At 54.8% G+C, this 20,593-nt stretch carries 17 protein-coding genes and 1 pseudogene; 10 read left to right on the top strand and 8 right to left on the bottom strand.

Annotated features, from left to right (window positions below; translation table 11 throughout):
- Nucleotides 1-99: 99 nt before the first annotated feature.
- A complete protein-coding gene (locus HVZ52_RS21105; protein WP_016155367.1) occupies nt 100-510 on the top strand; it encodes a CidA/LrgA family protein in 411 nt (136 codons plus the stop codon).
- On the top strand, nt 503-1,192 hold the full coding sequence (locus HVZ52_RS21100) for an LrgB family protein (RefSeq protein WP_016155368.1): 690 nt from the start codon (nt 503-505) through the stop codon (nt 1,190-1,192). The genes HVZ52_RS21105 and HVZ52_RS21100 overlap by 8 nt, the downstream gene beginning before the upstream one ends.
- A 42-nt stretch (nt 1,193-1,234) precedes the next feature.
- Here the strand turns inward: HVZ52_RS21100 and actP are convergent, their stop codons facing one another.
- The 3 genes from actP to acs form a co-directional block, all read right to left on the bottom strand.
- Nucleotides 1,235-2,884: a cation/acetate symporter ActP gene (gene actP / locus HVZ52_RS21095; RefSeq protein WP_016155369.1), complete on the bottom strand. Its 1,650-nt coding sequence runs from the start codon at nt 2,882-2,884 to the stop codon at nt 1,235-1,237.
- Nucleotides 2,881-3,195, bottom strand: a complete 315-nt coding sequence (locus HVZ52_RS21090) for a DUF485 domain-containing protein (protein WP_016155370.1) — start codon at nt 3,193-3,195, stop codon at nt 2,881-2,883. The genes actP and HVZ52_RS21090 overlap by 4 nt, the downstream gene beginning before the upstream one ends.
- A 236-nt stretch (nt 3,196-3,431) precedes the next feature.
- Complete coding sequence (gene acs, locus HVZ52_RS21085; protein ID WP_016155371.1) at nt 3,432-5,390, bottom strand: acetate--CoA ligase; 1,959 nt, start codon at nt 5,388-5,390, stop codon at nt 3,432-3,434.
- A gap of 434 nt (nt 5,391-5,824) precedes the next feature.
- On the opposite strand from acs, the gene nrfA reads away from it, so the two are divergent.
- The 7 genes and pseudogenes from nrfA (at nt 5,825) to gltP (ending at nt 13,988) form a co-directional block, all read left to right on the top strand.
- Nucleotides 5,825-7,261 (top strand): ammonia-forming nitrite reductase cytochrome c552 subunit, encoded by a 1,437-nt coding sequence (gene nrfA, locus HVZ52_RS21080; protein WP_016155372.1) that lies wholly within the window; start codon nt 5,825-5,827, stop codon nt 7,259-7,261.
- Between the two features lie 44 nt (nt 7,262-7,305).
- Nucleotides 7,306-7,872: a cytochrome c nitrite reductase pentaheme subunit gene (nrfB, locus tag HVZ52_RS21075; protein WP_005132587.1), complete on the top strand. Its 567-nt coding sequence runs from the start codon at nt 7,306-7,308 to the stop codon at nt 7,870-7,872.
- The gene (gene nrfC / locus HVZ52_RS21070) at nt 7,869-8,540 is read left to right on the top strand and encodes a cytochrome c nitrite reductase Fe-S protein (protein WP_016155373.1); all 672 of its coding nucleotides are present in this window, start codon (nt 7,869-7,871) and stop codon (nt 8,538-8,540) included. Before nrfB ends, nrfC begins: the two co-directional genes overlap by 4 nt.
- On the top strand, nt 8,537-9,493 hold the full coding sequence (gene nrfD, locus HVZ52_RS21065; RefSeq protein WP_181598657.1) for a cytochrome c nitrite reductase subunit NrfD: 957 nt from the start codon (nt 8,537-8,539) through the stop codon (nt 9,491-9,493). The genes nrfC and nrfD overlap by 4 nt, the downstream gene beginning before the upstream one ends.
- Nucleotides 9,494-9,501: 8 nt before the next feature.
- A pseudogene (nrfF, locus tag HVZ52_RS21060) lies at nt 9,502-11,713 on the top strand (heme lyase NrfEFG subunit NrfF).
- Nucleotides 11,710-12,330 carry a heme lyase NrfEFG subunit NrfG gene (nrfG, locus tag HVZ52_RS21050; protein ID WP_047357723.1) on the top strand — a complete coding sequence of 207 codons (621 nt, stop codon included), beginning with the start codon at nt 11,710-11,712 and terminating at the stop codon, nt 12,328-12,330. The pseudogene nrfF and the gene nrfG overlap by 4 nt, the downstream one beginning before the upstream one ends.
- 344 nt (nt 12,331-12,674) lie before the next feature.
- The gene (gltP, locus tag HVZ52_RS21045; RefSeq protein ID WP_016155378.1) at nt 12,675-13,988 is read left to right on the top strand and encodes a glutamate/aspartate:proton symporter GltP; all 1,314 of its coding nucleotides are present in this window, start codon (nt 12,675-12,677) and stop codon (nt 13,986-13,988) included.
- A 50-nt stretch (nt 13,989-14,038) separates the two neighbouring features.
- On the opposite strand, the gene yjcO is transcribed toward gltP, so the two are convergent.
- Both yjcO and fdhF read right to left on the bottom strand, forming a co-directional pair.
- Nucleotides 14,039-14,728, bottom strand: a complete 690-nt coding sequence (gene yjcO, locus HVZ52_RS21040) for a Sel1 family TPR-like repeat protein YjcO (RefSeq protein WP_016155379.1) — start codon at nt 14,726-14,728, stop codon at nt 14,039-14,041.
- A gap of 103 nt (nt 14,729-14,831) precedes the next feature.
- Entirely contained in the window at nt 14,832-16,979 is a 2,148-nt protein-coding gene (gene fdhF / locus HVZ52_RS21035; RefSeq protein ID WP_153689814.1) for a formate dehydrogenase subunit alpha, read from the bottom strand.
- A 288-nt stretch (nt 16,980-17,267) separates the two neighbouring features.
- Here fdhF and HVZ52_RS21030 point away from each other — a divergent pair, with 288 nt between their 5' ends.
- Complete coding sequence (locus tag HVZ52_RS21030; protein WP_016155458.1) at nt 17,268-17,999, top strand: response regulator transcription factor; 732 nt, start codon at nt 17,268-17,270, stop codon at nt 17,997-17,999.
- Nucleotides 18,000-18,013: 14 nt separating this feature from the next.
- Here the strand turns inward: HVZ52_RS21030 and HVZ52_RS21025 are convergent, their stop codons facing one another.
- From HVZ52_RS21025 to HVZ52_RS21015, 3 genes are read right to left on the bottom strand one after another with little or no spacing between them, the layout of a single operon-like run.
- A complete protein-coding gene (locus HVZ52_RS21025) occupies nt 18,014-19,018 on the bottom strand; it encodes a carbohydrate kinase family protein (protein WP_181599309.1) in 1,005 nt (334 codons plus the stop codon).
- Nucleotides 19,015-19,875 carry a ketose 1,6-bisphosphate aldolase gene (locus HVZ52_RS21020; protein WP_016155383.1) on the bottom strand — a complete coding sequence of 287 codons (861 nt, stop codon included), beginning with the start codon at nt 19,873-19,875 and terminating at the stop codon, nt 19,015-19,017. Before HVZ52_RS21020 ends, HVZ52_RS21025 begins: the two co-directional genes overlap by 4 nt.
- A gap of 14 nt (nt 19,876-19,889) precedes the next feature.
- Nucleotides 19,890-20,573 (bottom strand): D-lyxose/D-mannose family sugar isomerase, encoded by a 684-nt coding sequence (locus HVZ52_RS21015; RefSeq protein ID WP_169330435.1) that lies wholly within the window; start codon nt 20,571-20,573, stop codon nt 19,890-19,892.
- Nucleotides 20,574-20,593 lie beyond the last annotated feature (20 nt).

The raw sequence follows: 20,593 nt of genomic DNA, 5'->3' as shown, positions 1-20,593 counted from the left end.
TTATTCCTTAAGACTATGCCTGCAATGAGTTTAATTCATTTCAGTCCTGGACGGGGGCTCTCTATACTGGCGCTCTCTATTTTTTAAGGACATACCCTCATGGCTGTGGCGATAAGCCGCGTGACGCCTGCCGTTATTCATCGACTCCAGATCCCCGTTCAGGTTCTGTTGTACGCAGGTCTATTTGTATTTGCTCAATATCTTGTCTCCTGGCTGCATCTGCCGCTTCCTGCCAACCTGGTTGGGATGGTGCTGATGTTGGCGCTGATTGTCTGCCGGGTTATCCCGCTGAACTGGATTCGCGCAGGCGCTCGCTGGTTACTGGCTGAAATGTTGCTGTTTTTTGTTCCGGCGGTGGTGGCTGTCGTCAACTATACGCAGCTGTTGTTGGTCGATGGTTGGCGCATATTTGCCGTCATTGCGCTAAGTACGTTGATGGTGCTTGGCGCAACGGCGTGGGTCGTGGATAAAGTGTATCGCTATGAAATGAGCAGGCTAAACCGTGAGTAATTTCCAGCTAAGCGTGCTGTGTCTGGTGATTACGCTGGGCATCTATTTTGCCAACAAGCGCCTGTATCGCCGTTTTCGTAAATTACCGCTGATGCCGTTAGTGTTCACTCCGGCTCTGCTGGTCCTGATGCTGGTCTTTGGGCATATCTCCTGGCAAAACTATATTGGTGAATCGCACTGGCTACTGTGGCTGTTAGGCCCTGCGACCATCGCCTTTGCCGTTCCGGTTTATGACAACCTTGCCGTGATTAAGCGGCACTGGATGTCACTGACGGCGGGCGTGGTGACGGCAACGCTGGTGGCCGTTACCAGTTCCGTGTGGCTGGCGCGTCTGTTTATGTTGCCTGATGAAATCCAGCGTAGCCTGGCGGTGCGCTCCGTCACCACGCCGTTTGCGCTGGCAGCAGCAGAGCCGTTGGGCGGGCAACCAGACCTGGTGGCATTGTTCGTGGTAGTGACCGGTGTATTCGGTATGGCGGTTGGCGATGTACTGTTTTTACGGCTTTCTATTCGGGAGGGGATGGCGAAAGGCGCAGGATTTGGCGCAGCCTCGCATGGTGCGGGCACGGCGCGCTCTTATGAGCTCGGCCAGCAGGAGGGCGTGGTCGCCAGCCTGGTGATGATGCTTTCCGGCGTGGTGATGGTGCTGGTAGCGCCGCTGGTCGCGATGGTGATGTTCTGAAAAAATGCCCCGGTCGTTCAGACCGGGGATGAGTAGGTGTGGTTAGTGCGCGCGACCTTGTTCTACGCCGTACCCGGTCTGGGAACGGATGAACTGGGCACGGAACTGCTCGCGTTCGCGATTACCTTCTTCTGAGTTATCGGTAGCAGAGAAGAACCAGATCCCAAGGAACGCTACGCTGATGGAGAACAGCGCCGGATATTCATACGGGAAAATGGCTTTTTCGTGACCAAGGATCTGGACCCAAATCGTCGGGCCAAGCACCATCAGCACCACCGCCGTCAGCAGACCTAACCAGCCGCCCAACATCGCGCCACGCGTGGTCAGTCTTGACCAGTACATGGAGAGCAGAATGATCGGGAAGTTGCAGCTGGCTGCGATAGCAAACGCCAGACCTACCATGAAGGCGATATTCTGGTTCTCAAACAGCACGCCGAGCAGGATGGCAATCACCCCCAGCACCAGTACGGTGATTTTCGACACCTTCAGTTCTTCACGTTCGGTTGCGCCTTTACGGAACACGTTGGCATACAGGTCGTGAGAAACGGCCGATGCGCCCGCCAGCGTCAGGCCTGCAACCACCGCCAGGATGGTGGCAAACGCCACGGCTGAGATGAAGCCCAGGAACAGGTTGCCGCCCACTGCATTCGCCAGGTGAACCGCCGCCATGTTGTTACCGCCGATCAGCGCGCCAGCAGCGTCTTTATACGCCGGGTTAGCGCCCACCAGCATGATCGCGCCAAAGCCGATGATAAAGGTCAGGATGTAGAAATAACCCATAAAACCGGTGGCATAGAACACGCTCTTACGTGCTTCGCGGGCATCGCTGACCGTGAAGAAGCGCATCAGGATGTGCGGCAAGCCTGCCGTACCAAACATCAGGCCGAGACCTAACGACAGGGCGGAGATCGGATCTTTTACCAGTCCGCCCGGGCTCATAATGGCTGAACCTTTCGGGTGTACCGCCATTGCTTCGGTGAACAGGTTGTTGAAGCTAAAGCCGACGTGCTTCATCACCATAAAGGCCATAAAGCTGGCGCCGAACAGCAGCAGAACGGCTTTGATGATCTGTACCCAGGTGGTCGCCAGCATGCCGCCAAACAGGACGTACATCATCATCAGCACGCCAACCAGTACGACGGCGATGTGATAGTTCAGACCAAACAGCAGCTCAATCAGCTTACCTGCGCCCACCATCTGGGCGATCAGATACAGCGCGACCACCACCAGAGAACCACAGGCCGACAGAATACGGATTGGTCCTTGCTTCAGACGATAAGAAGCAACATCTGCAAAGGTGTAACGACCCAGGTTACGCAGACGCTCAGCAATCAGGAACAGGATAATTGGCCAGCCGACCAGGAAGCCGAGTGAATAGATCAGCCCGTCATAACCGGAGGTAAACACCAGCGCGGAAATCCCGAGAAACGATGCCGCCGACATATAGTCGCCCGCAATCGCCAGCCCGTTCTGGAAACCAGTGATGTTACCGCCGGCGGTGTAGTAGTCATTACGCGAACGTACGCGCTTAGACGCCCAGTAAGTAATACCGAGCGTAAAGATGACGAAAATCAGGAACATGACAATCGCCTGCCAGTTGGTTGGCTGGCGTTGGACTGCACCGCTAATAGCATCCGCCGCGTTTGCGGCGAAGGGCAGCGTGGCGGCAAGCGCCGTCAGGACTCTCTTCATGATGCTTTAACCTCGTGCAGAACCGCATTGTTCAGGCGGTCGAATTCACCGTTTGCCCGCCAGATATAGATCCCGGTCAGGATGAAGGAGATAAGGATCACACCGACCCCAATCGGAATACCCCGGGTGACGCTGGTTCCCGCGTGTAGCGGCGTACCCAGCCAGCCAGGCGCAAAGGCAATCAGTAAAATAAAGCTGATGTAAACTGCCAGCATGATGATGGACAGAATGGTGGCAAACCGTTGCCTTTTTTCAACTAACTCCCTGAAACGCGCACTGTCTTCTATCCGCTGATAAATAGAGTCATTCATCACAGAGTTCTCCAGAGGCCCCCTTCGTCTTTCACGTTGCAAGTGTGTTGGCCGCACTCGCCCACCTCAGTCACATAGTGAACTATGCTCCTGGGGATGCGCTCGCTTGCCGCCTTCCTGCAACGCGAAATCCTTTGGGGTGGGTTATTATATTTTCCCTCCCGGTCAGGGGAGGGGTAGGGGTAGGATTTGTAGGCCCGATAAGCTGTGCACCATCGGGCATTTCACGGTTATGGTTATGATGGCATCGCGATGGCCTGCTTCTCTTCGAGCAGTTTCTCTACCACGCCAGGATCGGCGAGGGTCGAGGTATCGCCCAGATTGCTGGTATCGCCCGCCGCGATTTTACGCAGAATACGGCGCATGATTTTGCCGGAGCGGGTTTTCGGCAGTGAGTCGGTCCAGTGCAGCACGTCTGGCGTTGCCAGCGGACCAATTTCTTTACGTACCCAGTTGCGCACTTCGGCGTACAGCTCAGGTGACGGCTCTTCGCCGTGATTCAGCGTGACGTAGGCGTAGATCGCCTGGCCTTTAATATTATGCGGAATACCCACCACCGCGGCCTCGGCGATCTTCGGATGCGACACCAGCGCCGATTCGATTTCTGCCGTTCCCAGACGGTGGCCAGAAACGTTCAGCACATCGTCCACACGACCGGTGATCCAGTAATAGCCATCTTCGTCACGACGCGCGCCATCGCCGCTGAAGTACATATTCTTGAAGGTAGAAAAGTAGGTCTGCTCAAAGCGTTCGTGATCGCCAAACAGCGTTCTCGCCTGGCCCGGCCACGAGTCGGTAATCACCAGGTTGCCTTCGGTCGCGCCTTCCAGCGGATTACCCTCGTTATCGACAATCGCAGGCTGTACGCCAAAGAACGGACGGGTTGCGGAACCCGCTTTCAGCTCGGTGGCGCCCGGCAGCGGGGTGATCATGAATCCACCGGTTTCGGTCTGCCACCAGGTATCGACGACCGGGCATTTTTCGTTGCCGATCTTCTTCCAGTACCACTCCCATGCTTCCGGGTTAATCGGCTCGCCAACGGAACCCAGGATACGCAGCGAGGAGCGGTCAGTGCCTTCAATCGCTTTATCACCTTCTGCCATCAGGGCGCGGATGGCGGTCGGCGCGGTATACAGAATATTGACCTGGTGCTTGTCCACAACCTGCGACATACGCGCCGGGGTTGGCCAGTTTGGCACGCCTTCGAACATCAGCGTGGTTGCGCCGCAGGCCAACGGACCATACAGCAGGTAGCTGTGCCCGGTTACCCAACCCACGTCAGCGGTACACCAATAAATATCGCCCTGATGGTAGTCAAACACGTACTTAAAGGTGGTTGCGGCGTAGACCAGATATCCGCCGGTGGTATGCAGTACGCCTTTTGGCTTGCCGGTTGAACCGGAGGTATAGAGGATAAACAGCGGATCTTCCGCGTTCATTTCTTCCGGCTGATGTTCCGGGCTGGCTTTCTCGATAAGATCGGACCACCACAAGTCACGGCCTTCCTGCCATTCCGTTTTTCCACCGGTACGTTTGAGGACGACCACATGTTCAACGGTTTTCACGTTCGGGTTTTTCAGCGCATCATCGACGTTCTTTTTCAGCGGGATGGCGCGGCCGGCGCGCACGCCTTCGTCGGCGGTGATCACCAGACGTGAATTGGAGTCGATGATACGTCCGGCGACCGCCTCTGGTGAAAAACCACCGAAGATGACCGAATGCACCGCGCCAATGCGGGCGCAAGCCAGCATAGCAACCGCCGCTTCCGGCACCATCGGCATATAAATGGCCACCACGTCGCCTTTTTTAATGCCTAAATCCAGTAGCGTATTGGCGAAACGGCAAACATCGCGATGCAGTTCGCGATAAGTAATGTTTTTGCTTTGGGTGGCGTCATCGCCTTCCCAGATGATGGCGGTGCGATCGCCATTTGCCTGTAAATGACGGTCAAGGCAGTTTGCGGCCAGGTTCAGGGTGCCGTCTTCGTACCATTTAATCGACACGTTGCCTGGTGCGAAGGAGGTGTTCTTCACCTGGCTGTACGGCTTGATCCAATCAAGTATCTTTCCCTGCTCGCCCCAAAATGTGTCGGGTTCGTTAACGGATTGCTGGTATTTCTCTTCGTACTGCTCCGGGTTTATCAGGCAACGATCCGCAATGTTTGCGGGAATAGCGTGTTTATGTATTTGGCTCATGGCTTTTGTTCTCCTTGTAGGATGTTAATAATATGTCTCATAAACGTTAAATGTAGGGGCTTTGAGAGTTTTGTTTAGTATTTGCGCGGCAGATCACGCAATAAACGAATTGTGCAAATTAGCGGCAAACTTAATTTTGAAGGGAACTAGCAAAAATTGATTAAATCTCGCGATAACATGTAGTTATCTAAAGGATTATTGAAAAGGTGATCTATCTCTGAATTAGACAAAAGAGTGAGGAGTTAGAGGGGGTTTATAACTCTAAAGTGGTATTTTACATACACTTACAATTGATTAAAGACAACATTTTCAGTGTGGTTTCTTGTTACAAATAGGGTGGAGCAATGTCATGACAGTATTCGTGTGGTTGCTGTTATGGAAAACAATAAAAGAACCGCCATTGCAGATAATGGCGTCATCTGGATGAGACCCCTATGGCAAGGATAAAATCACGCGTACGCCGTTTCTTCAGCCTGTTATTACCTTTATTATTTATTTCTGCTGTTCACGCTGAACAAACTCCTGTACCCGCAAAAACCGTCACCGTTGAAGCGAAGAATGAAACCTTCGCTCCTCAGCATCCCGATCAATATCTCTCCTGGAAAGCCACGTCTGAGCAATCAGCCCGTGAAGATGCGCTGGCAGAAGATCCGCGTCTGGTGATCCTGTGGGCGGGATATCCATTCTCGCGCGATTACAACAAACCGCGTGGACACGCCTATGCCGTGACCGATGTACGTGAAACCTTACGTACCGGCGCACCAAAAACGGCTGAAGACGGTCCGCTGCCGATGGCCTGCTGGAGCTGTAAAAGCCCGGACGTAGCGCGTCTGATCCAGAAAGATGGTGAAGATGGCTACTTCCACGGTAAATGGGCGCGCGGCGGTCCAGAAATTGTTAACAATCTCGGCTGTGCAGATTGCCATAACACTGCGTCACCAGACTTCGCCAAAGGCAAGCCAGAGCTGACGCTGTCGCGTCCTTATGCAGAACGCGCGATGGAAGCAATCGGCAAACCGTTTGAGAAAGCCGGTCGCTTTGATCAGCAATCCATGGTCTGCGGTCAGTGCCACGTGGAATACTACTTCGACGGTAAAAACAAAGCCGTTAAGTTCCCGTGGGACGAGGGCATGAAAGTCGAGAACATGGAGAAATACTACGACACCATCGCCTTCTCTGACTGGACCAACTCCCTGTCGAAAACGCCGATGCTGAAAGCGCAGCACCCGGAATATGAAACCTGGAGCGCGGGCATTCACGGCAAGAACAACGTGACCTGTATCGACTGTCACATGCCGAAAGTGCAAAACGCGGAAGGCAAGATCTACACCGACCATAAGATTGGTAACCCGTTCGATAACTTTGCTCAGACCTGTGCGAACTGCCACACCCAGGATAAAGCGTCTCTGCAAAAAGTGGTCGCCGAGCGTAAACAGGCTATTCATGACCTGAAAATCAAGGTCGAAGATCAGCTGGTTCATGCGCACTTCGAAGCGAAAGCTGCATGGGATGCGGGTGCGACTGAAGCGGAAATGAAGCCGATTCTGGAAGATATCCGTCACGCACAATGGCGCTGGGACCTGTCTATCGCCTCACACGGTATTCACATGCACGCTCCGGAAGAGGGTCTGCGGATGCTGGGTAGCGCCATGGATAAAGCCGCCGATGCGCGTACCAAACTGGTCCGTCTGCTGGCGACTAAAGGCATCACCCATGAAATCCCGTTACCGGATATCTCTACCAAAGAGAAAGCCCAGGCGGCGATTGGTCTGAACATGCAGCAAATCAATGCTGAGAAGCAGGACTTCATCAAAACGGTGATTCCGCAGTGGGAAGATCAGGCGCGTAAAAACGGTCTGTTAAGCCAATAACCCCATTTCGCCCCGTCAGGGGCGGATAACTCAACGGAGTGAATATGAGCGTATTACGTTCGTTATTAACTGCTGGGGTGCTGGCGTCAGGCTTGTTCTGGAGCCTGAGTGGAATCACTGCCACGCCAACGCCGCAGGAGTCGGATCAACGCTGGACGGTTACCCAACAGCGTAATCCGGATGCCGCCTGTCTGGATTGTCACAAGCCAGATACCGAAGGTATGCATGGTAAGCATGCAGAAGTCATCAACCCGAATAACAAACTGCCGGTCACCTGCACCAACTGTCACGGCCAGCCGTCACCGAACCACCGTGAAGGGGTGAAGGATGTGATGCGCTTTAATGAGCCGATGTACAACGTTGAACAGCAGAACAGCGTCTGTATGTCCTGCCACCTGCCTGAGCAGCTACAAAAAGCGTTCTGGCCACACGATGTCCACGTAACCAAAGTGGCGTGTGCCAGCTGTCACTCACTGCATCCGAAGCAAGACACGATGCAGACGCTAAGTGATAAAGGACGGATCAAGATTTGCGTCGATTGCCACAGCGATCAGCGTAACAATCCGAACTTTAACCCGGCGTCGGTTCCGTTGCTTAAGGAGCATCCATGAGTTGCTCTCGTCGCCAGTTTATCACCCGCGTCGGCGCGCTGGTGGCAGTGAGCGGGACGGCGGGACGCGTTGTGGCGAAGACGCTGAACATCAACGGCGTACGTTACGGTATGGTACATGATGAGTCACTATGCATCGGCTGTACGGCCTGCATGGATGCTTGTCGGGAAGTAAACAACGTGCCGGAAGGGGTATCGCGTCTGACGATTATTCGCAGCGAGCCGCAGGGGACGTTTCCTGATGTGAAGTATCGTTTTTTCCGTCATTCGTGCCAGCATTGCGACCATGCCCCCTGCGTTGACGTCTGCCCGACGGGGGCATCGTATCGCGATGCCGCCAGCGGTATTGTGGATGTGAACCCGGACCTTTGCGTTGGCTGCCAGTACTGTATCGCCGCGTGTCCTTATCGCGTGCGCTTTATCCATCCGGTTAGCAAAACGGCGGATAAATGCGATTTCTGTCGGAAAACCAATCTGAAAGCGGGCAAGCAGCCCGCCTGCGTTGAGTCGTGTCCGACGAAGGCGCTGACGTTTGGTAATCTGGACGATCCCAACAGCGATATCTCCCGCTTGTTGCTGCAGAAAACCACCTACCGTTACAAGCTGGCGTTGGGCACAAAACCGAAGGTCTACCGCGTTCCCTTTAAATTTGGGGAGGTGAGCCAATGACATCCGCTTCTGCATTTCATTTTGAATCACTGGTGTGGGACTGGCCCATTGCCATCTATCTGTTCCTGATTGGCATCTCCGCCGGACTGGTCACGCTGGCGATTCTGCTGCGTCGTTTCCATCCGGAGGCGGGCGGTTCTGACAGCACGCTGCTACGCACTACGCTGGTGTTAGGGCCGGGGGCGATTATCTTCGGTCTGCTGATTCTGGTGTTCCACCTGACGCGTCCATGGACCTTCTGGAAACTGATGTTCCACTACAGCTTCACTTCGGTGATGTCGATGGGGGTCATGTTGTTCCAGTTGTATATGGTGGTGTTGGTGCTGTGGCTGGCAAAAATCTTTGAAAAAGAGGTGATTGCTCTGCAACAGCGCTGGTTGCCGCGATTAGGGATCGTACAGAAAATGCTGACGTTGATTGCGCCATTTCATCGCGCGCTGGAGACGTTAATGCTGGTGCTGGCGGTCCTGCTCGGGGCGTACACCGGTTTTCTGCTGTCGGCGCTGAAATCCTACCCGTTCCTGAATAACCCGATCCTGCCGGTGCTGTTCCTGTTCTCCGGGATCTCCTCCGGCGCGGCGGTGGCGCTGATCGCCATGGCGTTACGTCATCGTAGCAATCCGCACAGTACCGAAGCGCACTTTGTGCATCGCATGGAAGCCCCGGTGGTATGGCTGGAGATCTTCCTGCTGGCGGCGTTTTTCGTCGGCCTGGCGCTGGGCGATGACGGCAAAATGCGCGCGCTGGCGGCGGCACTGGGCGGCGGATTCTGGACCTGGTGGTTCTGGCTGGGCGTGGCCGGGCTTGGGCTGATACTGCCGATGCTGCTAAAACCTTGGGCCAACCGCAGTTCGACGTTTCATGGCGTGCTGGCAGTGTGCGGCGCCAGCCTGACCGGCGTACTGCTGCTGCGCTTTTTTATTCTCTATGCGGGTCAGCTAACCGTTGCGTAAGGTGATATCTGGACGTTCTCCTTCCTGAAGCCGGTTTTCTGGCACTGTTGTTAAGCCTCGGGGTCAACGTGTTGACCCCGCTTGCCGTGTTGGTGGGTGTCCGCCAGCGCTGGCAAGGCGTAATGCGCCTGGCAAGCGTGGGCATGTGGACGCAATTTTCGCTGCTGCTGCTGGCCTTTGCCATTCTGATATTCTGCTTTCTGACCAGCGACTTTTCGGTGGTCTACGTTGCTCAGCATAGCTACAGCCTGCTGCCGTGGGGATTAAAACTGGCAGCTGTGTGGGGCGGGCATGAAGGATCGCTGCTGCTGTGGGTGCTGTTTCTTTCCGGCTGGAGCGCGCTGTTCGCCTTGCGCTATCGGCGTGATTCCGACCTGCTGTTTCCGTTAACGCTCAGCGTCCTCGCACTGATAACGGCCCTGCTGCTGCTGTTTGTGGTGGTATGGTCCGATCCGTTCGTGCGTATCTTCCCGCCAGCCATTGAAGGGCGCGATCTTAATCCGATGCTGCAACATCTCGGGTTAATCCTCCATCCGCCGCTGCTGTACCTGGGTTACGGTGGCTTGATGGTGGCGGCAGGCGTGGCGCTGGCCTCACTGCTGCGCGGTAACTTTAATGCGCAGAGCGCCGGGGTGTGCTGGCGCTGGGCGCTGCCTGGCTGGTGTGCGCTGACGCTGGGGATTATCCTTGGCTCCTGGTGGGCCTACTGTGAGTTGGGCTGGGGCGGCTGGTGGTTCTGGGACCCGGTAGAAAATGCCTCCTTATTACCCTGGCTTTCCGCCAGTGCGCTGCTGCATAGTCTGTTCATCACGCGCCAACGTGGGATCTTCCGCCACTGGTCGCTGCTGCTGGCGATCGTCACGCTGATTTTATCGCTGCTGGGGACGCTGATTGTGCGTTCCGGCATTCTCGTTTCCGTGCACGCTTTTGCGCTGGATAACGTCCGCGCCACGCCGCTGTTCGCGCTGTTTACCGTATTGAGCCTGGCATCGCTCGGGCTGTACGCCTGGCGGGGACAGCAAGTCCGCCAGAATGCGCGTTTTGGCGGCTGGTCGCGCGAGATGCTGATTCTGGTCGCGCTATTACTTTTTTGCGCGGTGCTGCTGATTGTGCTGATTGGCACCCTTTACCCGATGATTTACGGGTTGTTCGGCTGGGGGCGGCTCTCCGTGGGCGCACCGTACTTTAACCGTGCTACGCTGCCCTTTGGCCTGCTGATGCTGCTGGTTATCGTGCTGGCGACGATCAGAAGCCGCAAAGTGTCTGTGCGTTGCCAGCTTCCGGCACTGCTGGCGCATGCCGGGGTGCTGGTGTTTGCGGCTGGGATCGTCTTTTCCAGCGGTAGTCGCCAGGAGATAAGCCTGAATCTGAGCCCCGGGCAGCAGGTGGAACTGGCGGGCTATATTTTTCGTTTTGAGCGTCTCGACCTGGAAGCAAAAGGTAACTACACCAGTGAAAAAGCGCAGATCACGCTGTGGCAAAATGAGAAACGCATTGGCAGCCTGCAGCCTGAAAGACGCTTCTATGCCGCGCGCCGTCAACAGATGATGGAGCCGGGGATCCGCTGGAATCTGATACATGACTGGTATGCGGTAATCGGCGAAAAAACCGGACCGGACCGTTATGCCATGCGCTTGTACGTACAGACCGGCGTGCGCTGGATTTGGGGCGGGGGACTGTTAATGGTCTTTGGTGCGCTGCTGAGCGGATGGCGAGGGAGAAAGCGCGATGCATAAACTAATCAACGCGTTGCCAGATGGCGGCGAACGGGGTGTGAAAACGGTAGGTCGGATAAGCGCAGCGCCATCCGGCAGAACATGTTTACTCTTAGCTATCATTTTGTTTTTCATCGCCTTCGCGACACATGCCCAGGTTGTGGACACATGGACTTTTGCCAACCCGCAACAACAGGAAAAAGCGTTGTCTATTGCCAGCCAACTGCGCTGTCCACAGTGTCAAAACCAAAACTTGCTGGAATCCAATGCGCCGGTAGCGGTCAGTATGCGCCACCAGGTTTATAGCATGGTGGCGGAAGGGAAAAGTGAAGCCGAGATAACGACGTGGATGACCGATCGCTACGGTGATTTTGTGCGCTACAACCCGCCGTTGAATGAGCAAACGCTGCTGCTGTGGGCGTTGCCGTGCCTGTTGTTATTGCTGGTGGGCGTGGTGGTCTGGCGGGTGAGAAGGCGTCAGCGCGTAGAGGAGGATGTGCAATGAGCCAGTCCACCCATTCCCCTGCGCCGTTACGCCCACTCCCCGTGAAGTGGCTGACCGCTGCGACGGTGCTGATGGTTGTGGCCTGCATCGGAGGTTACCTGTTGACACCCAAATGGCAGGCGGTGCGTCAGGAACAGACGCGGCTGGCGGACCCATTACATGCGTTCACCGATGAAAATGTTCAGGAAAAACAGCTGCTTTTGCTGCAATCGCAAATTCGTGCTAATCCACAGGACGGTGTGAAATGGGCGCAACTTGGTGAGTACTATCTTTGGCAAAACGCGTATCATAATGCGCTGCTGGCCTACGAGCAGGCGCTACGTGTAGGGGGTGAAAATGCTGAGATCTATTCAGCGCTGGCAACGGTATTGTATTACCAGGCCGGGCAGCATATGACACCGCCCACTCGCGAGATGATTGATAAGGCTCTGGCGCTGGACCCGACAGAGGTCACTGCGCTGATGCTGTTAGCCTCAGATGCGTTTATGCAGGCAGACTACGCCCAGGCCATTTCAGTGTGGCAAAAAGTTATGGATTTAAACTCGCCGAGGGTGAACCGGGCACAGCTCATTGACTCTATTAATATGGCGAAGCTGTTGCAGAATCGGCAAAAATAAATTTGTTTCTTTTGTGATTTGTATCATTTGGCCTGTTTAAAAAACAGGCGAACGAACAAATGAGCAAAAAAAACTCACGCCATGACTTCTTCATTTTTGAACATATTAAAATTCTTTTATAACAAAAAGTTATTCATCAATACCCCGATAAAATTGCATTTTTATGCATAAATTCAGCTGAAGGCTCTGTTCCTGGAGGGTTGCGCGAGACAGTACGCAAATGATAATGATAATAAGCGTTAAAAAACTCCATAAACGAACGCAACACAATTCATACCCTTTCAGTATGTACTATTACCACACACCGCATGTGGAATAGCGCTCCATCGAGGAAGTCCGTTGTTATGAAAAATTTGAAAGTCAGCCTGGCATGGCAGATTCTGATCGCTATGGTGCTGGGCATTCTGCTGGGGAGTTACCTGCATTATCATAGTGACAGCCGTGAATGGCTGGTTGTAAACCTGCTGTCACCGGCGGGCGATATCTTTATCCATCTGATCAAAATGATTGTGGTGCCCATTGTTATCTCTACGCTGGTTGTCGGTATCGCCGGGGTCGGTGATGCAAAACAGCTGGGCCGTATTGGCGCCAAAACTATTATCTATTTCGAAGTAATCACCACCGTGGCGATTATCCTGGGTATCACGCTGGCTAATGTGTTCCAGCCAGGTACCGGGGTGGATATGTCGCAACTGGCGACCGTGGATATTTCGAAATATCAAAGCACGACCGCAGAAGTACAGAGCCACGCGCATGGCCTGATGGGGACAATTTTGTCACTGGTGCCAACCAACATCGTCGCATCGATGGCAAAAGGCGATATGCTGCCGATTATCTTCTTCTCGGTGCTGTTCGGTTTAGGTCTGTCTTCACTGCCGGCAACTCACCGCGAGCCGTTGGTTACCGTATTCCGCTCTATTTCCGAAACCATGTTTAAAGTCACTCACATGGTTATGCGCTACGCGCCAGTCGGCGTTTTCGCGCTGATTGCCGTTACCGTCGCGAACTTCGGTTTTGCCTCCTTGTGGCCGCTGGCGAAGCTGGTGCTGTTGGTGCATTTCGCCATTCTGTTCTTCGCGCTGGTGGTGCTGGGGATCGTGGCGCGCATCTGCGGTCTGAGCATCTGGATCCTGATCCGCATTCTGAAAGACGAGCTGATTCTGGCCTACTCTACCGCCAGCTCCGAGAGCGTACTGCCGCGTATTATTGAGAAGATGGAAGCCTATGGCGCGCCAGCTTCAATCACCAGCTTTGTGGTGCCGACCGGCTACTCATTCAACCTTGATGGTTCAACTCTGTACCAGAGTATCGCCGCTATCTTTATCGCGCAGCTGTACGGTATTGACCTGTCGCTGTGGCAGGAAATCGTGCTGGTGTTGACGCTGATGGTGACCTCGAAAGGGATTGCGGGTGTGCCGGGCGTATCATTCGTGGTGCTGCTGGCTACGCTGGGCAGCGTGGGGATCCCACTGGAAGGCCTGGCGTTTATCGCCGGTGTTGACCGTATCCTCGACATGGCGCGTACCGCGCTGAACGTGGTGGGTAATGCGCTGGCGGTACTGGTTATCGCCAAGTGGGAACACAAATTTGACCGCAAGAAAGCGCTGGCCTATGAGCGCGACGTGCTGGGTAGATTTGATAAGACCGCTAATCAGTAATTCATGACAGCTTGCCGGATAAGCGTAGCGCCATCCGGCAATGCAAATCATTACCCGTTTGTTAACTTATCAAACTCTTCGCAGCCGGTATCGAATCCTTCCATACAGCTCAGATTCAGCCAGTGTAGCGCCTTCTGTTTATTCTTCACGATAAAACCCTGTTCACCGTTTAAGAACATCATCCCTGCCCAGTATTCGGAATAACCGGTGCGGGAAATGGCTGAGCTTCGTTTGAAATACCATGTCGCTTTCTCATCATCAGCGGGTATGCCCACACCGTTGGCGTAAATCAGGCCGAGCAGCATTTGCGCGTCGACGGCGGAGTCATTTTCCAGGTCTTCGGAGGCGTTTTGCAGCAAGGTAATGGCTTTAGGGTAATCGGTACGTCCAGCCTGGGTGTTGACCAGAATCCGCGCCAGGGTAAGTTCTCCCGCTTTACTGCCTGCTTTGGCTGCTTTTTCCGCCAGCGTTTTAGCCTGGGGGTAATCCAGACTGACCGGATTCGTAATTTTGATTTGCGCCAGTAGCGCGCAGGCGTCGGCATCGCCATTGTCGGCGGCTTTTTGCGCCCAATACTCGGCTTTGCTCAAATCGCCCGAACTGAACCAGGTATCGGCAAGAAAGTACTGTGCGCGACGATCCCCTGCCTCAGCGGCCTGCAAGTACTGGCTTCCTGGCTCAGTATCACTGGCATGGGCAAAGAATGTCATAAAGAACATCAATGCAATGAGTTGTTTCATTTTGAGTTTTATTTAGGGTACGGAATGAACAGTATAAAGAGATCGTATGGATAAAAAAACAGCCTCCGGGCGGAGGCTGTTGCAGAACAGTTACGTAAACGGACTAACCCATCGCGCTTTCGCGCAGGCTGGCTTTCAGCTTGGTGTACTCATCAATGACATACTGCTCGGCAGCGCGCTGATCGGCAATGCGTTCAACGTTAACGGCACAGTACTTGTACTCCGGCGTTTTGGTAATCGGGCTTAAGTTCTCGGTTACCAGCTCATTACATGCGCCAATCCACCACTGGTAGGTCATGTAAATCGCGCCTTTGTTTGGACGATCGCTGACTGCTGCACGGGTAATGACCCGGCCTTTACGCGAGTTAACCCACACCAGCTCTTCATCCTGGATGCCCAGGCGTTCTGCGTCGGCGGTGTTGATCTGGGCATAGCCCGGTTCATCCGCCAGCGCGGCCAGCGCCGCACAGTTACCGGTCATCGAACGGCAAGAGTAGTGGCCGACTTCACGCACCGTAGACAGCACCATCGGGTACTCCTCAGTGAGTTTGTCGATTGGCGCTACCCAGTCGCAGGTAAAGAACTGCGCCAGACCGTTCGGGGTATCGAACTTCTCTTTGAAGAGATAAGACGTACCCTGGTCGGCTTCTGAGGTGTCGCGGCAAGGCCACTGGATATAACCCAGTTCGCCCATTTTCTCGTAAGTGGCACCGTAGAAATCCGGGCACAGATGACGCAACTCATCCCAGATTTCCTGGGTGTTGTTGTAGTGCATCGGGTAGCCCATACGGGTGGCGATTTCACTGATAATCTGCCAGTCCGTTTTCAGATCCCACTTCGGCTCAACGGCTTTAAAGAAGCGCTGGAAGCCACGGTCAGCCGCGGAGAAGACGCCTTCATGCTCGCCCCATGACGTAGACGGTAAAATAACGTCTGCGGCAGCGGCAGTTTTGGTCATGAAGATATCCTGCACGATGACCAGTTCCAGATCCTCAAAGCCTTTGCGCACTGCGGAGAGTTCAGCATCAGTCTGTAATGGATCTTCACCCATAATGTACGCCGCGCGGACTTCGCCATGCGCCGCACGGTGCGGCAGTTCACTGATGCGATAGCCGGTATGTGCAGGCAGACTTTCCACGCCCCAGGCTTTAGCGAACTTCTCGCGGTTAGCCGGATCTTTCACATACTGATAGCCCGGATAAGTATCCGGTAGCGCGCCCATGTCGCATGCGCCCTGAACGTTGTTCTGGCCACGAACCGGGTTAACGCCCACGCTTGGCTTACCGAGGTTGCCGGTCAGCATTGCGAGGCTGGTCAGTGAACGCACGGTTTCCACACCCTGATAGAACTGGGTAACACCCATGCCCCACAGGATGGCCGCGCTTTTTGCCGTGGCGTACATACGAGCAGCCTGACGAATATCCTGTGCGCTAACGCCAGTGATATCTTCGACGGACTCCGGCGTGTAGCCTTCGACAATCTTGCTGTACTCTTCGAATCCTTCGGTACGGGAGGCGACGAACGCCTGATCGTACAGTTTTTCTTCGATGATGACATGACCCATAGCGTTGAGCAGCGCGATGTTCGAGCCGTTTTTCAACGCGATGTGCATATCGGCAATACGCGCGGTTTCAATTTTGCGCGGATCGCAGACGATAATTTTCGCCCCGTTACGTTTAGCGTTAATCACGTGATTCGCCACGATCGGGTGGGAATCCGCCGGGTTGTACCCGAAGATGAACACTAAATCTGTGTTATCAATTTCATTGATAGCATTACTCATTGCGCCGTTACCGACCGATTGGTGCAGACCTGCAACCGAAGGGCCGTGTCAGACGCGAGCGCAGCAGTCAACGTTATTGGTACCAATAACGGCGCGCGCGAATTTTTGCATTACATAGTTGGTTTCGTTACCCGTACCGCGAGATGAACCGGTCGTCTGAATAGCGTCCGGGCCATACTTCGCTTTGATGGCGCTCAGACGAGTGGCGACGTAATCAAGCGCTTCATCCCAGGAAACGGATTCCAGTTTGCCGCCACGCTGGCGACGGATCATTGGGGTTTTCAGACGAGGGGTCAGGATCTGGGTATCATTGATAAAATCCCAGCCATAGTAGCCCTTCAGACACAAGGTACCCTGGTTGGTTTTCCCCTGCGCCGCTTCAGCCCGGACGATTTTGCCGTTATCGACCACCAGGTTGATTTTGCAACCTGATGCGCAATATGGGCAAACCGTGACGACTTTTTTCATCGGTCTCGCTCCAGTTAATCAAATCACGCATACGCGCTTGTCGCTTGAGTTATGCATCTTTTATGCCATGTTTTTATCAGGGGCATTAGTCGATATTACGGGCGAATTTTGCGCAAAACCCTGACGAAAAACAGGCTGTCGTCATATTTGACGTGACGAATCTCCAATACGTGACGGCCCGGCAGTGTGACCGAGGTTATGTTTCCCACACATCCTTGTGCCTTATCGCTGTCACTCTGTGCAGAATCAATCACACTCATTTAAGTTGGCCAGAAATGGGGAAAAACAATGAAGCCAGCCATACTGGTTGTGGATGATGACATCGCTGTCTGCACGCTTTTACAGGATGTGCTGAGCGAACACGTCTTTGCAGTGACCGCATGTCACACCGGGCAGGAGGCGCTGCGCTGCATTGAGACTCAGCCGGAAATCGCTCTGGTATTGCTGGACATGATGTTGCCTGATATTAACGGTCTGATGGTGCTGCAGCAGGTGCAAAAGATCAGACCCGGATTACCGGTGGTGATGCTGACCGGGCTTGGCAGCGAGTCGGATGTGGTTGTCGGGTTGGAAATGGGCGCTGACGACTACATCGGTAAACCGTTCAATGCGCGGGTGCTGGTGGCGCGGGTAAAGGCGGTACTCAGACGCGTCGGCGTGTTAACGGCAGAAAGCGGCAGCCCGCAAACCACGGGGCTTTCTTTTAACGGTTGGCATCTCGATACCGCCGGTTGCCAGTTACATAATCCTCAGCAACTGAAGGTGGAGTTGACGCAGGGGGAATACAGCCTGCTGCTGGCGCTGGCCCAAAACGCCCGCCGGGTACTTAGCAGAGAACAGCTGCTGGAACTGACGCGCAGCGACAGCGTTGAGGTATTTGACCGCACCATTGACGTGCTAATCATGCGGTTACGGCGAAAAATAGAGAACAACCCGCATCAGCCGATGCTGATCAAAACCCTGCGCGGGCTGGGCTATGTGTTTGCCGCCGACGTTCAGCATCATGATAAGGCGGCGTAAACGTCTTATCCGGCTTACAAGGACGCTATATCGGCTTTTAACTCTGCCAACGTTTTCGCGCCGTCTATCGCGTTGGCGCACAGCAAACTGGCCCGTGCGCAGGCGTGTGCCAGCCTGACGCTGTCCGTCAGCGACCAGCGTTCATGACAGCCATACAAAAATCCGGCGCAAAACGCATCTCCCGCCCCGACGCTGCCAACGATCTCCTCCGGCGCCAGATACTGTGACGGGATCCAGACGCCCGGCAGATCCGGCGCTTCACCCCAGGCGCCTTCCGGACAGTGGATAACCACCCGCAGGCGAACGCCCGCATTCAGCAGTTCGCGCGCAGCGGTGGCGATGTGCGCAATATGCAACTCCCCGTTGGGCAGGCGGATCTCCAGCCCGCTGAATTCCCCGGCTTCCAGCTCGTTAATTACCAGATAGTCGAGATGGCGCAGGGCTGGCATCACCAACGGCTGATAGCGCGGGTCGCCCTTGCGTGAAACCAGATCCAGTGATGTTTCAAAGCCGTTGTCGCGCATTTGCGCCAGCAGCCGTGCGCTACGTGTGCCGTACTCCTCATCCGGCATGTCCAGACTGTCGAGCAGCAGCAGATAGCCAAGATGGAAGATTTTCATCGAGGTATCCAGTTGCTCAAAAGCGGGCAGATCCAGCAGCCGGTTGGCGCCGGGCGAGTGGAAAAAGGTGCGCTGACCGCTGGGATCGGTCATCACCTGTGACATCGACGTGGGGGCGAAAGTCGTGCGCTGCACATGTTGGCGATTAACATGATACTGCTCCAGCATCGCCATGATGTAGTCGCCGTCGCTATCCTGACCGATTAACCCCACTGCCTGCAGCGGCAGTCCGGTGTGCATTTTCGCCAGCGTCAGCAGTACGTTCAGCGGCGCACCGCCCGTCGCGCGTTCGCTACGGATGATTTCCGCCAGCCAGCCGCGTTCCGGCCACTGCACAATTTGATGCACATGATCGACCAGCATGTTGCCTGCGGCGATAACGCCTCTGCGTTCCATCAGACCCGTCCCGCGCTGCCAAAAATACGCATCTGTTCTGAAACGGTATCGGTAATGGCCTCTTCAATGGCGAGCAGCAGTTCGGCGAATTCGTCGTACAGGGGCTGACGATTCGCTATTCTTGTCTCTACCGCTGACAGCGCCGCCTGCGACATGCCGGTATAGAAGTTGATTTTGTGAATGCCGAGTTCAATTGCGCGCTTGAAATCGTCGTTGCTGATGCCGGAACCGCCGTGCAGTACCAGCGGGATCGCCGCCTGCTGGCGAAGGGCGTCAAGACGCGGAAAGTCGAGCACCGGTTCGCCTTTATATTTGCCGTGTGCATTACCAATGGCGACCGCCAGCGCGTCAATCCCGGTTCTGTCGACGAAATCACGCGCCATCATCGGGTCGGTAAATAGCGACTCGTCGGCATGACCATACAACGCGCCGCCCTCATCGCCTCCCACCGCGCCCAGTTCGGCTTCCACCGATACGCCGACGGCGTGACACATCTTCACCACTTCGCGGGTTTGACGAATATTTTCTTCATACTCCAGCGTGGAGCCATCAAACATCACTGAACTGAAACCTAAGCGCAGTGCCCGAACCACCGACTCAAAGTGCAGGCCGTGGTCAAGGTTCAGCACTACCGGAATGTCATGCCGCGCGGCTTCGAACTTGACCGCTTCGACCAGAGAATCCAACGAGATATATTTAAAATGCACCTCGGCGATGTTGATGATAAACGGCGAACGTTCCTGCTTTGCTGCGGCAAACAGCGCGCGCAGGAAGTGTGAGTCCAGAACGTTAAACGCCCCTAAGGCATAGCGGTGCTCGCGGGCATGGGCAAGGCCATCGGCGAGAGATATCAACGGCATAATGCGCTCCTTGGTTAGCGGAACAGGCGATACTCATTACACAGCACCAGCTGCGCCGGTTCGTCTTCTTCAATGTCGTTATAGCGGGCGATCGGTTGCAGAAAGTGGTTATCGTGGTCGTCGTCATTAACAGAAGAAACCTCGCCGACCAGCACGTCGCCAAAACCTTCTTCCGCCCAGAAGCTGTGATACAGGCCCGGTGGCAGGCAGATGCTTTCACCCGGCGTCAGGCGCAGTTGACTGCCTGCCGCATGGGTTTGCCGACAGCCGTCAATCACCACGCTCACGTCGCTGTCCTCCGTTTGTTCTCGGATCCCCGCATTCCACAGTTCCACAATTAAATTACCGCCGCCGCGATTGATAATGTCTTCGCGTTTGCGCCAGTGAAAATGCATCGGCGTCACCTGCGCATCGCGAACATGCATGATTTTCTCGGCGTAGCATTTCTCGTAAGGCATTCCTTTCGGCGAGCCATTACGCAGGGTAAACAGCGTTAACCCTTGCGCGGCGAAATTGTTGCCGCCAAACGCGGTGACATCCCAACCGAGCTTAAGGTCGAAAACTTCTCTCCAGGCGGCGGGATCAAGCTTGCGCCATTGGGTCGGCGGGAAACTGGCGAAAGGGGGGAGATGCACGTCGTGCAGAGAGAAAAACTGGCGCGTGTGGCCAAGGATTTCGTTTATTGCTGAGCGTTTCATCGGCAGAATCCTCCTTAATA

Source organism: Citrobacter sp. RHB36-C18 (assembly GCF_013814485.1).
GTDB lineage: Bacteria > Pseudomonadota > Gammaproteobacteria > Enterobacterales > Enterobacteriaceae > Citrobacter > Citrobacter braakii.
The sequence above is the reverse complement of the archived record's forward strand: the minus strand, read 5'-3'. Positions and strand labels throughout refer to the sequence as shown.

Excerpts from the sequence above, each read along its gene's own strand:
- HVZ52_RS21105 (WP_016155367.1), top strand. The coding sequence starts at position 100 with ATGGCTGTGGCGATAAGCCGCGTGACGCCTGCCGTTATTCATCGACTC.
- actP (WP_016155369.1), bottom strand. The coding sequence starts at position 2,884 with ATGAAGAGAGTCCTGACGGCGCTTGCCGCCACGCTGCCCTTCGCCGCA.
- HVZ52_RS21090 (WP_016155370.1), bottom strand. The coding sequence starts at position 3,195 with ATGAATGACTCTATTTATCAGCGGATAGAAGACAGTGCGCGTTTCAGG.
- acs (WP_016155371.1), bottom strand. The coding sequence starts at position 5,390 with ATGAGCCAAATACATAAACACGCTATTCCCGCAAACATTGCGGATCGT.
- nrfA (WP_016155372.1), top strand. The coding sequence starts at position 5,825 with ATGGCAAGGATAAAATCACGCGTACGCCGTTTCTTCAGCCTGTTATTA.
- nrfB (WP_005132587.1), top strand. The coding sequence starts at position 7,306 with ATGAGCGTATTACGTTCGTTATTAACTGCTGGGGTGCTGGCGTCAGGC.
- nrfC (WP_016155373.1), top strand. The coding sequence starts at position 7,869 with ATGAGTTGCTCTCGTCGCCAGTTTATCACCCGCGTCGGCGCGCTGGTG.
- nrfD (WP_181598657.1), top strand. The coding sequence starts at position 8,537 with ATGACATCCGCTTCTGCATTTCATTTTGAATCACTGGTGTGGGACTGG.
- nrfG (WP_047357723.1), top strand. The coding sequence starts at position 11,710 with ATGAGCCAGTCCACCCATTCCCCTGCGCCGTTACGCCCACTCCCCGTG.
- gltP (WP_016155378.1), top strand. The coding sequence starts at position 12,675 with ATGAAAAATTTGAAAGTCAGCCTGGCATGGCAGATTCTGATCGCTATG.
- yjcO (WP_016155379.1), bottom strand. The coding sequence starts at position 14,728 with ATGAAACAACTCATTGCATTGATGTTCTTTATGACATTCTTTGCCCAT.
- HVZ52_RS21030 (WP_016155458.1), top strand. The coding sequence starts at position 17,268 with ATGAAGCCAGCCATACTGGTTGTGGATGATGACATCGCTGTCTGCACG.
- HVZ52_RS21020 (WP_016155383.1), bottom strand. The coding sequence starts at position 19,875 with ATGCCGTTGATATCTCTCGCCGATGGCCTTGCCCATGCCCGCGAGCAC.
- HVZ52_RS21015 (WP_169330435.1), bottom strand. The coding sequence starts at position 20,573 with ATGAAACGCTCAGCAATAAACGAAATCCTTGGCCACACGCGCCAGTTT.